The 15,672-nt window shown below is 33.7% G+C and carries 8 protein-coding genes and 1 pseudogene; 2 read left to right on the plus strand and 7 right to left on the minus strand.

Annotated elements, in window-relative coordinates; translation table 11 throughout:
* Both A2255_05860 and A2255_05865 read right to left on the minus strand, forming a co-directional pair.
* A pseudogene (locus A2255_05860) lies at positions 1-933 on the minus strand (hypothetical protein).
* A 3-nt stretch (positions 934-936) separates the two neighbouring features.
* Positions 937-2,028, minus strand: a complete 1,092-nt coding sequence (locus A2255_05865; GenBank protein OGI23120.1) for a hypothetical protein — start codon at positions 2,026-2,028, stop codon at positions 937-939.
* A 198-nt stretch (positions 2,029-2,226) separates the two neighbouring features.
* Between A2255_05865 and A2255_05870 the strand changes: the two genes are divergently transcribed.
* Positions 2,227-3,705 (plus strand): hypothetical protein, encoded by a 1,479-nt coding sequence (locus A2255_05870; GenBank protein ID OGI23121.1) that lies wholly within the window; start codon positions 2,227-2,229, stop codon positions 3,703-3,705.
* Positions 3,706-3,710: 5 nt separating this feature from the next.
* A complete protein-coding gene (locus tag A2255_05875) occupies positions 3,711-4,772 on the plus strand; it encodes a hypothetical protein (GenBank protein OGI23122.1) in 1,062 nt (353 codons plus the stop codon).
* Between the two features lie 183 nt (positions 4,773-4,955).
* Here A2255_05875 and A2255_05880 read toward each other — a convergent pair whose 3' ends face one another.
* The 5 genes from A2255_05880 to A2255_05900 all read right to left on the minus strand — a co-directional run bounded on the left by A2255_05880 (position 4,956) and on the right by A2255_05900 (position 15,234).
* Positions 4,956-8,819 carry a DNA-directed RNA polymerase subunit beta'' gene (locus A2255_05880; GenBank protein OGI23123.1) on the minus strand — a complete coding sequence of 1,288 codons (3,864 nt, stop codon included), beginning with the start codon at positions 8,817-8,819 and terminating at the stop codon, positions 4,956-4,958.
* Between the two features lie 33 nt (positions 8,820-8,852).
* Positions 8,853-10,568: a DNA-directed RNA polymerase subunit beta' gene (locus tag A2255_05885; protein OGI23124.1), complete on the minus strand. Its 1,716-nt coding sequence runs from the start codon at positions 10,566-10,568 to the stop codon at positions 8,853-8,855.
* 67 nt (positions 10,569-10,635) lie between these two features.
* The gene (locus A2255_05890) at positions 10,636-13,893 is read right to left on the minus strand and encodes a DNA-directed RNA polymerase subunit beta (protein ID OGI23127.1); all 3,258 of its coding nucleotides are present in this window, start codon (positions 13,891-13,893) and stop codon (positions 10,636-10,638) included.
* A gap of 358 nt (positions 13,894-14,251) precedes the next feature.
* On the minus strand, positions 14,252-14,632 hold the full coding sequence (locus tag A2255_05895; protein ID OGI23125.1) for a 50S ribosomal protein L7/L12: 381 nt from the start codon (positions 14,630-14,632) through the stop codon (positions 14,252-14,254).
* 68 nt (positions 14,633-14,700) lie between these two features.
* On the minus strand, positions 14,701-15,234 hold the full coding sequence (locus A2255_05900) for a 50S ribosomal protein L10 (protein OGI23126.1): 534 nt from the start codon (positions 15,232-15,234) through the stop codon (positions 14,701-14,703).
* Between the last annotated feature and the right edge of the window lie 438 nt (positions 15,235-15,672).

The raw sequence follows: 15,672 nt of genomic DNA on the forward strand, positions 1-15,672 counted from the left end.
ATTTTCTTGTTTTTTATTTTCTGAAAACTCCTGGTGCTCTTGAATATCCTCATTTTTCTCTGGTAAAGAGAAATTATTATCCTTATCTTCTAACTGAATAATAGGGATATTGCTTCCACTGCTGAAATTTGGTCGGGTTCTTTCTAGATTTCCAAGAAAATTATTAAAAGATTCCTCTATTTCATCAACTTCAGCGCCAAGCAGAATACCGCTTCCTTTAACAACCCCGTCTAATTTTACTTTTATGTCTTGTACGGGTTCTTTTATCTCATAAATATTAATAGATTGTGCTTGACAATCCAGATCTGTAATTAGTTTGTAAAATTCTGAAATTGTGTTTACGTCCATCGAAAACTTTTTAAGATCACCTATTTTTTCTTTAATTAAAGGAATTAGGCTGCTGGCATTCTCATAAAAAGAATTAATTTTAGCAATGGACTCTTTTTCTAAGTTGTCATCAACAGGTTCTTGAATTTTCTCCTCTTTTATAAGATTATTCTGTTTGATTTCAGATTTAGATGTAGCTTGATTTACAGACTCTTTGATGATTTCAAGCTGTTCAAGCATTTTATCAACATTGACAGAATGGCATGCGCCCCTTGTTTGTATAGATTCTTCAACAATTGAAGCTATGCAATCAACAGATTTACAAAGAATATCTACAATTTCAGGAGTGATTTTTAAGGTATTTTCCTTGGCTAATCCAAAAATATCTTCTATTTTATGGGCTACAGCTTGAATATCATTTAGACCAATCATTCTGGCTGCGCCTTTAAGGCTATGTGCTTCTCTGAATAATTCAGAAATAACCATGCTATCTTTTGGATTTGCTTCAAGCTTGAGGAGACATTGATTTATTTTTTGTAGGTGTTCTTCACTTTCTTCTCTGAAAATATTTAATATCTCTTCTAATTCTTCTTCAAGAAAGTCCATCTGTTATACCTTATAATTCTTGTAGTCGTTGCTTTCCTTGTGTATGGTATTTCCAATAACTTTTTCTTTTAATGATTTTGATATATTTATTAAACCTTGAAGAATTAATATATTTTGCTTAATATTGCTGGCTGAATCAAGTAATCCCTGATTAATTGAGCTAATCGCATCAGAAACTTCATGGGTGCAAACAGATTGACTATTTGCAGAATCAACAATCTCTTCAACATCTTTAACCGTTTCATTGATTGTATTACGTAAAAGATCTATACTTTGAGCTATTTGATGAGCTAAATCAACCCCGGATTCAATTTCTTTAGTACCTTCTTCTGTAGCCATAACCGTAGAATTAGTTGCTTGTTGAATATCGTAAATTAATGAAGAAATTTTTGATGTAGCTTGTTTACTTTCATCAGCAAGTTTTCTAATTTCACTCGCAACTACGGCAAAACCTTTACCATGTTCACCAGCTCTTGCTGCTTCTACTGCTGCATTAAGAGCCAACATATTTGTTTGTTCAGTAATATCTTCTACAACACCAATAATACTTCCAATTTGTTGCGTATGTTCACTTAATTCAAGAATTAACTCTGCAATTATCTCTATTTTTTGCTTTAAGGTTCTCATTTTTTCTATATTAGCTTTAACTGCTTCTTGTTCTTTGCTAGACATAGAAAGAATTTCTTGTGATTTTTCTGCAACTTTTTGTGCACTTACTTTTGTTTGATTTGATGATTTATTTAGGTTTTCAATTGCATTGGCTGTTTCTTTTAATAGTGTTAAATGTGTTGAAATAACATTTTCTTGTTTGGTTGTTGCTTCTATAATTTCTGAAGATGCTGAATTAGTATGGACTACAGCATCATATATTGGTTCTGAAATAGTGATATTTACCCATTGTTTAAAAAATTCGGTCAAAATTATGCCAAAAATACATAATACTAAGATGGTTAAAACCAGACTTAGAGGACTTATTTCTGATTGTTGAACTTTGTAAAAACCAAATATAGCCATACCACTGATTATTAAAAGAAGAATCTGACTAAATCTGGTTTTGTATCTAATTTTTTCTTCTAAACTTAAATTTTTAAACATATTCTGATTTTACCTTCTTCCGATCAATTACTATTTAATTTTACTAGATATTTCTATTTTAGACATCTATTAATACTTTGAATTATAAAATTTTTCACTGTGTTAAAATTTATTTTATAATATGTAATATATTGATTACATGTATCATATGGATTAAAATTAAGACATATAAGAAAATTAGAATAAGTCAGAAAGTTTATGAAAAGAAAAATTCTTTTAGTTGATGATAGTGTAACTCAGCTTACAAGCTTGAAAGTGTCTTTATTAAAATCAGGTTTTGAAGTAGTAACGGCAAAAGATGGAATTGAGGGGATTTTTGCTGCTTATCAAATGATTCCTGATTTAATTATTGCTGATATTGTTATGCCTGAAATAAATGGTTACCAATTTTGCAGGTTATTGAAAAATGATGATATAACAAGAGACATCCCCATAGTTTTGCTTACCCATTTAAATGAAAAGCTCGATCGATTTTGGGGTTTAAGAGCTGGGGCCGATGCTTTTCTTACAAAAGACAGGGATATTACACAACTTCTAGAAATAATTGAAAAATTTCTTTCTAATACAAAGAATATAACTGAAGAAGAAAGAAAAAAGATTATCGAAGAAAGACAATTGCTTACTTCCAGTTGTATACAGGCAAAAATCAAGCATATTCTTGATCAGTCTTTAATAGAATCTACAATTATTAATGAATTTAGAAATCTGTCTGAATATGTACTTAATACAGTTGTTCTTAATAAAGAACTGCTTTTATTACTAACCTCAATTCTTGATTATAATGTTGCTGGTATTTTCTTTAATGACAGAGATGATAAAAAAGAGAAAACCCTTGTTTTAAGTTTATATAATATAAATCTTGAAGAAAACATGATTAATGAAATCAAAAAAGATTTCTTCAACACAATTTTCTCTGAGGATTTTTCTTTAAATAGAGATTCTTATACATATGAGATATTTGAAAAAGTTAATAATGAATCAACTTCTGTAACCCAGCTTTCTAGTTTTCAATCAAGAACCATTATACCTATAGTTTATGCAGATAAAGTATTAGGCGGGCTTTGTTTATACCATGCGGAGCCTGAAAAATTCCAGTCTTCAAGGATTGTAAACATTGTTCTCGAAGAATTAAAGATATTGATGAGAATTAGATGGTTATATTCAGAAACAAAATTTTTAACCATAACAGATGGATTAACAGGTCTTTACAATAGAAGATATTTTCAACAGGCTCTGGATAGAGAATTTGCAAGGGCTAAAAGATATGGTACTGATTTAAGTCTTGCAATGTTTGATATAGATCATTTTAAAAAGTTAAATGATACCTATGGTCATCAATTTGGTGATAAAATTCTTGCAGAAGTCGCTAAAATTATTAAATCTTCCCTTAGAAGAACAGATTATGTAACGAGATATGGCGGAGAAGAATTTGTTGTAATATTGCCTGAAACTAGCTTGGAAAGAACAGCAATACCTATTGAAAGATTAAGGAAGAGAATTGAACAGGAAGACTTTAGATATGGTGATACTCCTGTTAGAGTTACGGTAAGTATAGGAATTGCAAATTTAACGCCTAGTGTAGTTACAGAAAAAGATCTGTTAAAAAGAGCAGATATGGCTCTCTATACAGCAAAAGATAATGGTAGAAACAGAATAGAATTTTATTTTGAAAACTAGGAAGTATGGAAAAAAATTTTTTAACTATTAATGATCTTTCTTCAAAGAAATCATCTGAACTATACATGACTTTTGCTTTATCAGAAAAAGTTTATGCTATTCCTGCAGAAAAAATAATTGAGATTGTTCAGCTTCCTGCTTTAAATATTCTTGAAAAAGTTCCTGAATATATAGTTGGAGTGATGAATCTCAGGGGAAAAATTATTAGTGTTATTGATTTACGTAAGTTTCTCGGGATTCCACAAGCTGATTATACTCCTGAGCATCAGGTATTAATTATTAATACCAATGAGAAAATTATTGGAATAATTGTAGATTCTGTAAATGATGTTATTCAATATGATAAAGAATTTTTAGAACCTCTTCCTTATCACTCCAGTGAAAAATTTATTTCAGGCATTTATAAAAGTTCTGATTATTTGGTTGCTTTTCTTGATCTGGATATAGTCGTTAATAATATAGAGGCTATCAAGGTAGATAATCTTGATTTTAAAGCTCCAACATATGTTTCAGCAGATTTATTTTCAAAAGATAAATTATCTCAGGAAAAATTTAAAAAAAGAGCTATTAATCTGCAAAAAGAACTTAAAATCGAGACAGATAAAGATTTTTCTCAGGAAAATAGGTTTGTTTCTTTTAGCTTAAATAATGAAAAATATTGTATTAGTTTAAAATATGTCAGAGAATTTAGGAAATTCAAGCTTGTAAGTTTGATTCCGGTTCCTTGTGTTCCTGAATTTATTAAAGGAATAATCAATCTTCGGGGTGAATTTATAACAGTTGTTGATATAAGGAGCTTTTTGCAGATCTCAGACTCAAAAATAACAGATAAGACTAAAATAATTGTCATTAAATCATCTGACCTTCAGCTTGGATTAGTAGTAGATGATGTGTTTGATATAGTAAATTTACCTGTTGAAAAGTTAAGCCATAATACAACAAGCAAATTTGATAAAAATAAATACACTTCTATTGAGGTTATATTGGAAGATGGTGGCATAATGAGCGTTTTTGATCTCGAAAAGTTTCTTGAAGATGAGAAATTATACATAGAAGATGCTGTTTAATCTTAAGCTTTAATCCATTAAGGACAGCGTAAAAAATACATAAGTATTTTTGTAGCCTGCTTCTTATAACCAGCAAATAATCGAGCAGTAAAAAATGCGTAAGTATTTTTTATTGCGTCCTTAAATAGTTTTGAAAAAGAAAGCCCCTAATCATAGGAGCTTTCTTTCTATATTTCAGTATATTTATTCAACTGTAAAGTCTGGTGAACCAAATAAGCCTTCAATTTCTTCAAGAATAGCTGAAGGTTTTCTTGCATTACCTCTCGTACTGCGTTGTTGTCTTTCATTTTCTTTCAACTCTGCAGCGTGATTCAGATGGTAATAACCAGTACCTGCAGGAATTAACCTACCGATAATAACGTTTTCTTTTAAGCCTCTTAACTGGTCTTTTTTACCTTCAACAGCAGCTTCTGTTAATACTCTTGTAGTTTCTTGGAAGCTGGCAGCTGAGATAAAGCTGTCAGTGTTAAGACTTGCCTTAGTAATACCAAGTAGTACAGGATGGTAAGTAGCTGGATTCCCTCCAAGTTTTTCTACTTCTGAATTCTCAGCTTCAAGAGTATAGAGTTCTACTAATTCTCCTGGTAATAATTTGGTATCACCTGAGTCATCAACTTTAACTTTCTTGGTCATCTGACGTACGATAACTTCAATGTGTTTATCAGCAATTTCAACACCTTGAGATCTATATACTCTTTGTACTTCGTCAACAAGATATTGTTGAACTGCTTTTGGCCCACTGAGTCTGATGATATCATGTGGATTTAGAGGACCATCTGTTAAAGGTTGACCTTTTTTAATCTTTTCTTTATCTGAAACTATAATATTTGAATCTATCGGAACCTTAATTTCCTGACGGCCTGATTCACTTACTATAAAGAGTCTAGGAGTATCCTCATCGTATTCGATTTCAGCTTCTCCATCTTCTTCAGCAAGAATAGCACTTTCTTTTGGTTTTCTACCTTCAAGTAGTTCTTCAACCCTTGGAAGACCCTGAACGATGTCACCTGTTTTTTGACGTTCAAATACAAGAGTTGCAAGTAAATCACCACGTTGAACTAAACCGTTGCTGTCAACCTGTAATTGAGTACCAGCACTAATTAAGTATGGTCTTCCACCACGGATTGTTACTGTTTTACCTTTAATACCGGTTATTTGACCAGATAGCTTTGAAATTTCTCCACTTTCTGAGATTATTTGGTCAACTTTTACCAAATCACCAACATTTATTATAGGGTTGGTTTTTAGTTCAATCTTTGTTTCAAGCTCAGATGATATAAGTAATAATCTTCTGATTTCAGCTTCAGTATTTTCGTTAAGACTTACTTTAGCATTATTTCTGGCTAGTACTTGAGTTTTGGAAACAGGAACTTTAGGCTCGATGATTTGACCATCTTCAACTAAAAGTTCTGTTTGTAGAGAAGAAACACCTCTTGTTACGTCCTCAATTTCTCTTCTTATGATTAAGTTTTCAAGTACTACTATTTTAACGTTTTGATCTTCTTCAGCTGCTTCTTTAGGTTCAAGCTCAACTAATCCTTTAAGATGGCTTAAATAACCTTGCATTTGAAGAACTAAACTGGTTCTAGTTAAGTTAGCACCTTCTAATTGTCTTATTCTGCTTCCATCACGATATTGTAATTGAGTAACAGAAGCCATATCAATGAGATCTTCTTCTGTGGAAGAGAATTTTATTGATACTTCTTTAGGCTTAATATCAAATTCTTGAACAGGTCTTAATAAGATATCTACTTTTTCTTCTTTTGGTTCTGCTTCTTCTTGGAACTCTTCGTCAATATCTTCGATTTCAAAATCATTAAGACCAAATTGAGCTGAAGACATTATAGTTACCATAGATTTTTCTTTTGCGGCTATTCCTGGCGCTATTTCAGTACCAGCTTCTACAATATCTCCATCTTCTACTTTTAATGTACTTACATTTTCTACTTTATGTAGTTCTCCAGGCCTAATTATAACTTCGTGAATGATATCATTATATTCTTTAATTTCAACAACACCATCGATACGAGCTCTTACATCTTTAACAATCTCAGTATCTACAGTCACATAGGTACCGGATTCCACCATTTTTAAAGTAGAATCTTTACTTACTTGATGAATTTCTTCAGGAATGAAGATAACTTTTCCTGGTTTAGTGATTATATGATGTTCATCAACTTCAATTCCTGCATAGCGAATTTCACCGCTTGAATTTACGGTATATTCATCGTCAATAAGTTCAGCGATTGTCATGCCATTCTCAACCACGGTATCAACAGGTGATTTTATAATATATGTTTCACCTGTTTTTTCAACTTTCCATAATTGTTCTTTCTTAGTTTTTTCAAGAACAGCGTTTGCAGGAGTGATAGAAGCTATTACTATTGTAATTTCTTTACCATTAACAACTTTTTTAATTTTTCTTCCATCAGTCGTTACTTCTTCAATTTCAAGTTCGCCGCCAAGTTTAACTTCACCACCATGTTCACTTACGGTAGTAGTTTCAGCAAGAATATCGCCTTTTTTGACATCTAGTTGATCTTTGACTAAAATTTTCGAACCGCCGGGAAGATTATAAACATCTCCTGATAATACCCAAATTTTACCGCTTCTATTGGCTGTTCTACTGGTATTACCCTGTCTGTCACGTTTTTCGTCAACATTGAATCCGTCGAAAATGATTTGACCACTTAAATCAGCAGTAATATCTTTGGTCGCTCTCTCTGTTAAACGGCCTTCACCACGAGCTGCACCAGGTTCAAATTCTCCGATAACTTGACCTTTTTCGATTTCCTTGCCGGTACTGTAAAATACAGTGGAACCCTGAGGAATATTAAACGAATGAACTTTTCCGTTTTTATCTTCTATTTCCATTTTGCTATCTTTAGTACTTACCTCTACTAGATCACCGTGACGGGTTCTTAGCTCACGAGTAGGTATTTTGGAGATAATTTTACCGCTAACATTAGATTTTATTTCTTGAAGAGTTGAAGTACCTCTAAATACGCCTCCAGTGTGGAATGTTCTCATGGTAAGCTGTGTACCGGGTTCACCAATACTCTGTGCAGCAATAATTCCTATAGCTTCACCTATATCTACAGCTTTATTGCTGGTTAGCGCCCAACCATAACATTTCTGGCAAATACCATATTCAAGTTCACAGGTTAATGCAGAGCGAACTTTTACTTCTTTAATACCAGCTTTAACAACTTTTTCCACTTCTATTCTATTTAGTAGAGTATTAGCAGGTACTATAACATTTCCTTCATTATCAACAATATCAGTTGCATTGGTTCTTCCTAATAAACGATCAGCAAGAGAAACAATTACTTTATCTCCATGAGATATTGTGGCCATATTAATACCAATTGATGTTTCACAGTCTTCTACTCTGATAATGACGTCTTGTGCAACGTCAACCAGTCTTCTTGTAAGATATCCAGAGTCAGCTGTTTTAAGAGCTGTATCTACGAGACCTTTTCTTGCGCCGTAACTAGAAATAATATATTCTGTTACACTTAAGCCTTCTTTAAAGTTTGCTTTAATAGGTAAGTCAATGATCTGTCCTTGCGCATCAGCCATCAATCCACGCATACCCACAAGCTGACTAACCTGACTTATGTTACCTCTAGCTCCAGAGAATGCCATCATATAAACTGGATTTAATCTGTCAAAATTATCCACAACTTCTTTAGTTAATTTTTCTGTTGTTTCACTCCAGGTATCGATAACTTTTGTGTAACGTTCTACTTCTGTTATTTCACCTTTTAAGTAACGATTTGTTGCTCTATCAATTTCATCTTCAGCTTTTCTAAGAAGATCTTTTTTGGCTTTTGGTACATCAAGATCTTCAATAGAAATAGTTGTACCTGCCTTTGTTGCGTATTTAAAACCAAGATCTTTAAGAACATTAGCTAAAAATGATGTTTTAGCTGTACCAAATTCTAAATATACTTGTGATAAAAGCTTATTTAACGCTTTCTTATCCATTATTTTATTTATGTATTCAATAGATTTTTTTGTATTTTTAGGTAGTAGAGTACTCATAATCTAAATTTACCTCACTTACTTATAGACGACTTATGCGCTTAATATAGCGGCTGAAACTGCCTGGTTAAACATGATTCTTCCAGGTGTTGTTTCTATTCTTTCACCTTTTTCATCTCTGACACAAATTTTTGAGTGTAAACTGACTACACCAGCCTCATAAGCTGCGATTGCGTCGTCGAAATTAACAAAATATCTTTCTACTTTACTATTTTCATGTGGACTAATAGTAAGGTAATATATGCCAAGTACCATATCCTGGGAAGGTGTTATTACAGGTTTTCCTGTAGCTGGAAGAAGAATATTATTTGTAGCTAACATTAACATTCTTGCTTCAGTTTGTGACTCAATTGAAAGAGGAACGTGAACAGCCATTTGGTCACCATCGAAGTCCGCGTTAAAAGCAGAACATACAAGAGGGTGTAATTGAATAGCACGACCTTCAACAAGTACTGGCTCGAATGCTTGAATACCAAGTCTGTGTAGGGTTGGTGCGCGGTTTAGCATTACCGGATGTCCGTCAATAACCTCTTCAAGTACGTCCCAAACTACGTTTTCGGCTCTCTCAATTTTCTTTTTAGCTGACTTAATGTTTTGTACAATACTTCTTTCAATGAGTTTATTAACAACAAATGGTTTGAATAGTTCAAGTGCCATTTCTTTTGGTAAGCCGCACTGATTTAATTTAAGGCGAGGACCGACTACAATAACGCTTCTTCCTGAATAGTCAACCCTTTTGCCGAGGAGGTTCTGTCTAAATCTACCCTGTTTACCTTCTATGATATTGCTGAGAGATTTTAACGGTCTATTATTTGGACCAATTACAGTTCTTCCTCTTCTACCATTATCAATTAATGCGTCTACAGCTTCTTGGAGCATTCTTTTTTCGTTTCTAACGATAATTTCTGGTGCTCCCATTTCGAGAAGTCTTTGTAAGCGGTTATTTCTATTAATAACTCTTCTATATAAATCATTAAGATCGCTGGTCGCGAATCTACCACCATCTAATTGAACCATAGGTCTTAAGTCAGGAGGAGTAACGGGCAATACATCCATTACCATACTGCTTGGATTGGTATTACTTGATGCTAGTGATTCAAACAAACGAAGTCTTTTAATTAATTTAGCTCTTTTTTGAATTGAGCTTCCAACGGAGGCTAATTCATCTTTAATTCCTTCAGTTAATGTTGCTAAATCTATTTCTGAAAGAAGTTGTTTAATTGCTTCCGCACCAATTCCGACTTCTAGTTTAGTGTTTTCGTTTTCTAATGCATAATTTTCGTATTCTTCTTCTGAAAGAAGCTGTGTTTTCTTAAATTCTGATTCTCCTGGATTTAGAACAATATAGCTATTAAAATAAATAACCTGTTCTAAATCTTTTAATGACATATCGAGTAATAGTCCTAAGTAACTAGGAATACCTTTTAGGAACCATATATGTGTTACAGGAGCAGCAAGTTTAATATGTCCCATTCTATGGCGTCTAACTTTACTATCAGTAACTTCTACGCCGCATCTTTCACATATAATGCCTTTATGTCTTACTCTTTTATATTTACCGCAGTAACATTCCCAGTCTTTTGACGGACCAAAAATTCTTTCACAGAATAATCCATCTCTTTCTGGTTTTAAAGTACGATAATTAATGGTTTCTGGCTTAGTTATTTCTCCGAAGGACCACTTTAATATACGTTCTGGAGAAGCAATACCAATCCTTATATAATCAAAATAATCTATACTTGTAGACAAGGCTATTCTCCCTCTTTATTTATATAAAACTACGTTATTATTGAGTTGAATTGATTATGAAGCTTGCTTAATCTGTAAAAGCTCCAGGTGTCTGGAAGAAATTGATATTTAAAAGTTCAGAATCAAGATCACTTAAGGTGCGTTTTGGAGCTGATTTTCTAATATCGTCAGTGTCGCTCATTAAATCGACTTCTAATCCACCACGTTTAGCCACAGTGATATCTAAGCCAATACTTTGTAATTCACGTACAAGTACCTTAAATGATTCTGGAATTCCAGGTCTTTGTAGATTCTCACCTTTTACAATTGCTTCATAAGCTCTGCTACGGCCATTAACATCATCAGACTTAATGGTAAGCATTTCTTGGAGAGTATATGCTGCACCATATGCTTCTAATGCCCATACTTCCATCTCTCCAAAACGTTGACCACCAAATTGAGCTTTACCACCGAGAGGTTGTTGTGTAACAAGACTGTATGGTCCGGTACTTCTTGCGTGAATTTTGTCATCTACAAGGTGAACCAGCTTCATTAAGTAGATCATACCAACTGAAACTGGTTGATCAAAAGATTCACCTGTTCTGCCATCGTATAAAGTAACTTTTCCATCTTCCTGTACCCAATTTAGATTTGTTTTTTCGATACCTTCAATAATTTCTTTTGTAGTTGCTACTCCTGAAGCTTCTTCACCAAACATTTCATCAAAAGGCGGTACTTCATAGTATTTTCCCGTTAAGAATGCTGCTAAGCCTAAAAGCGTTTCATATGTTTGTCCTACATTCATACGGCTCGGTACACCAAGAGGATTCAATACTAAATCAACTGCAGTGCCGTCTGGTAAAAATGGCATATCTTCTTTAGGTAATATTTTTGAAATTATACCTTTATTACCGTGTCTTCCAGCCATTTTATCGCCAACACTAATTTTACGTTTTTGAGCTATATAAACTCTGATAACTGTGTTAGCTCCTGGAGGTAATTCATCGCCTTTTTCACGGTCAAAGACTTTTACGTCAACGACTCTACCGCCTTCTCCGTGAGGAACTCTCAAGCTGTTATCTCTAACATCTCTTGCTTTTTCAGCAAAAATTGCTCTCAAGAGTTTTTCTTCAGGAGGGTGTTCTGATTCACCTTTTGGAGTTACTTTACCTACAAGAATATCATCAGCATAGACTCTAGCACCAATCCTGACAATACCTCTTTCATCAAGGTGTCTTAAGCTATCTTCACTAACATTAGGAACTTCTCTTGTAATTTCTTCAGGTCCTAATTTAGTAGTTCTAGCATCTATTTCCAATTTTTCTATATGAATACTTGTAAACACATCATCGTGTACTAATCTATCACTAATTAAGATAGCATCTTCGAAGTTATAACCTTCCCAAGGCATAAATGCTACAAGTACATTTCTACCTAATGCTAATTCTCCAAATTCAGTTGCTGCACCGTCAGCTATAACATCGCCTTTTTGAACTTTTTGTCCGGCTTTTGCAACTGGTTTTTGATTTAAGCATGTATCTTGGTTGCTGCGAACATATTTCATAAGAGTATACTTATGAATACGTCCAGCTGTATCTTTTATTTGAATTTCATCGCCGGTTACACGCTCAATAACACCATCTTGTTGCGCAACTATTACCATTCCTGAATCTGTTGCAGCTCTTTTTTCAATGCCTGTACCAACCATTGGTCGTTGAGCTCTTAAAAGAGGCACTGCTTGACGTTGCATGTTAGAACCCATCAGTGCTCTGTTAGCATCGTCGTGCTCAAGGAACGGAATTAGCGCTGTACCAACTGAAATAATCTGAATAGGTGAAACGCCAACGTAGTCAACTTTGCTGGATTCACCCATTGTAAATTCACTACGATAACGAATTGGCACTAATTCAGTTGATATTGATCTATCTGGGTTTAATGTAATATCACCAGGCGCTACACGGAAGTTATCTTCCTCGTCAGCGCTTAGATAATGAACTTCTTCTGTTACTTTGTTGTCTCTTACCGAAAGGTAAGGTGTTTCAATGAAGCCATATTCATTTACTCTTGCAAATGTACTAAGACTTCCGATCAAACCTGCATTAGGTCCTTCAGGTGTTTCTACAGGGCATATTCTTCCATAATGACTAGGATGAATATCCCTTACTGCAAAGCCGGCTCTTTCCCTAGCTAAACCACCAGGTCCTAAAGCTGATAATCTTCTTTTATGTGTTAATTCAGCAAGAGGATTTGTTTGATCCATAAATTGTGATAATTGTGATGAACCAAAGAATTCCTTAATTGCTGCTACTAATGGTTTTGTATTTAATAAGCTAGTTGGAGTTAGAGTTTCTGTGTCTTGAAGAGTCATTCTCTCTTTAACAATTCTCTCCAGTCTTGTTAAACCAATTCTGAATTGGTTTTGAAGTAGTTCTCCAACGGATCTTATACGTCTGTTACCTAAGTGATCGATATCGTCAACATTACCTTCATCGAATGTAAGGTTAATTAGATACTCAATGCTGGCAACAATATCTTGTACTGTAAGAGTTCTTTGTGTTTCTGGTAAATTAAGCCCTAATTTCTTATTTAGCTTATATCTACCTACTTTTCCAAGGTCATATCTTTTTTCATCAAAGAATCTGCTTTCAATGATAGATCTGCCACCGCTTGCACTAGCAGGATCACCAGGTCTTAATTTTTTGTATACTTCTATTAATGCTTCATCTGTGTTTTTTGTTGTATCTTTATCAAGAGTTTTTCTTAAAAATTCACTATGCCTAAAGATAGTTTCCATTTCGCTTACACTGATACCGAGAGCTTTTAGAAGTGTGGTTGCGAGAATTTTTCTGTTTTTATCTATTTTTACGTAAACTATATCATTAATATCAGTTTCTATTTTTAACCAGGCACCTCTGTTAGGAATAAGGGTTGCATTATAGAGACGTTTTCCTGTAGGTGCGATATCACGTTTATAGTAAATACCAGGAGATCTAACTATTTGGCTGACAATAACTCTTTCAGCTCCGTTAATGATAAATGTGCCCTTTTCGGTCATCATAGGGATATCACCAACGTAAACTTCTTGTTCTTTTATCTCACCGGTATCACGGTTAACCAGTTTCATCATAACTCGAAGCTGTTTTGTGTAGCTTGCGTCATGAATTCTGGCTTCTTCAACTGTGTATTTTGGATTATCGAATGTATAATTGGGTAAAAAATGTAATTCCAATCTTCCTGTGTAGTCTTTAATTGGGGAAAAAGATAATAATTCTTCTTTTAAGCCTTCTTTTAAGAACCATTCGAATGAATTTTTTTGTATTTCAGTCAAGTCAGGTAACTCAGCCAAATGGGAAACTTCAAGTCCTTTTGGCGTTACGCGTTCAACATATTTTGTAGACATTACTAACCTCGCCTATATGTGGTGCACTTATATTTCTAACATTAAAAATTGTCAAAAAACTACTAATGAGTTTAGTATCATAGTATAGCAAAAAACATGTTAGTCAAGGCCATGGGAATCTTTTCCCATTGACCTTAACTAATAAATCTATCACTAAATTTTTGGTAATTTATTTCCCACACCTCACAACATGAGTATAACACATTATTTTTGTAAAGAGATGTTAGAATGTGTTTTTCTAAAACCTTCGAATCCAGCAAAGCCGTCTTTCAGGTTTTAGCTAACACCCGCTTCGCAATGAAATTTACTTAATTTCAATTGTTGCGCCTTGAGCTTCAAGTTTAGCTTTAATATCTTGAGCTTCTTCTTTTTTGAGGCCTTCTTTAACTGCTTTTGGCGCATTATCAACTAAGTCTTTAGCTTCTTTTAAGCCGAGACCTGTGATTGCACGAACTTCTTTAAGAACGTTAATTTTGTTAGCACCAACACTTGCGAGAATAACACTCACTTCAACTTCTTCAGCTTCTTCAGCTGGAGCAGCAGCGCCTGCTGGCATAGCTGCAACTGCTACTGGAGCGGCAGCGGATACGCCAAATTTGTCTTCCATTTTTTTAACTAATTCGGCTGCTTCTAATAATGTTAAGTTTTCTATTTTGCCTAAAATATCGTCAATTGTTGCACTCATTTTCTTTCTCCTTTTCTGTTTATATACTGACTTAACCTTTTACTATTTAAATTAACCAATTATTTTGCTTATTGCTGTGCTTCTTTTTGTTTTCTGACTTCTTCCATTGCTATAACAAGTGCTCTTGCGACACCATTTATAACGTTTACCAAGCCACTTGCTGGAGAATTTACGCTGCCAAGAATCTTAGCGTAAAGTTCTTCTTTACTTGGAAGTTCAGAAAGTTGTCTAATTTCTTCAGGTGAAAGTATTTTTCCTTCAAGTACTCCACCTTTAAGTTTAAGATCAACTTTTTTAGCTTTTTTAATAAATTGTGTAAGAATTTTAGCTGGAGCTACTTGGTCTTGAAAACCAAATACAACTGCTGATGGTCCTTCAAGGAAGTTTTCCAGTCCATCGTAAGGTGTATCTTTAATAGCTATTTTTGTTAGAGTATTCTTAACAACGGTGTATTCCGCACCTTCTTTTTGGAGTTGTCTTCTTAAATCGGTAATTTCTGCTACAGTCAAACCTCTATAGTCAGTAACTATTGCGACTTTAGACTTTGCGATGCTATCGCTAAGTTCCTGTATCTTCTCATTTTTGAAGGCTTTAGTTGCCATTAATATATTACCTCCCTTCAATTGGGTTATAAACAAAAAATTCTGCTACTGACCGCAGAATCCGAATTTGAAATAGGATTTTAGAGTTTTAAATAATGCTTGCTAGTGTTATTTGCATTTCTTTTAAGTGATTAATGCAACTTTGCATCACTATTCAAATTTACTCTTTTCCTCGGTTGGTAAGTAGTTATTTTTTAAATTTCTTTATTTTACTACTTATTAAATCTTTCGATACCAACTGTCTGCGGTTATGACATGGAACTATAACAAAAGCATGACATGAAATCAAATACTTTTTCCAGAAATTAAATTAATTAATTTTGAGAACTTTTAATTTAGTTATATAAATCCTTTTATCTATTTAGATTCTGTGTTGAAAGTCAAGCAAATTGAACAGAATTTTTCCAGTTAGGGTCAAAAGGAGTTTTGTTGTTTAAA

The organism is Candidatus Melainabacteria bacterium RIFOXYA2_FULL_32_9 (assembly GCA_001784615.1).
Lineage (GTDB): Bacteria > Cyanobacteriota > Vampirovibrionia > Gastranaerophilales > UBA9579 > UBA9579.

Coding starts and splice junctions, on each gene's coding strand:
- A2255_05865 (OGI23120.1), bottom strand. CDS start 2,028: ATGTTTAAAAATTTAAGTTTAGAAGAAAAAATTAGATACAAAACCAGA.
- A2255_05870 (OGI23121.1), top strand. CDS start 2,227: ATGAAAAGAAAAATTCTTTTAGTTGATGATAGTGTAACTCAGCTTACA.
- A2255_05875 (OGI23122.1), top strand. CDS start 3,711: ATGGAAAAAAATTTTTTAACTATTAATGATCTTTCTTCAAAGAAATCA.
- A2255_05880 (OGI23123.1), bottom strand. CDS start 8,819: ATGAGTACTCTACTACCTAAAAATACAAAAAAATCTATTGAATACATA.
- A2255_05895 (OGI23125.1), bottom strand. CDS start 14,632: ATGAGTGCAACAATTGACGATATTTTAGGCAAAATAGAAAACTTAACA.
- A2255_05900 (OGI23126.1), bottom strand. CDS start 15,234: ATGGCAACTAAAGCCTTCAAAAATGAGAAGATACAGGAACTTAGCGAT.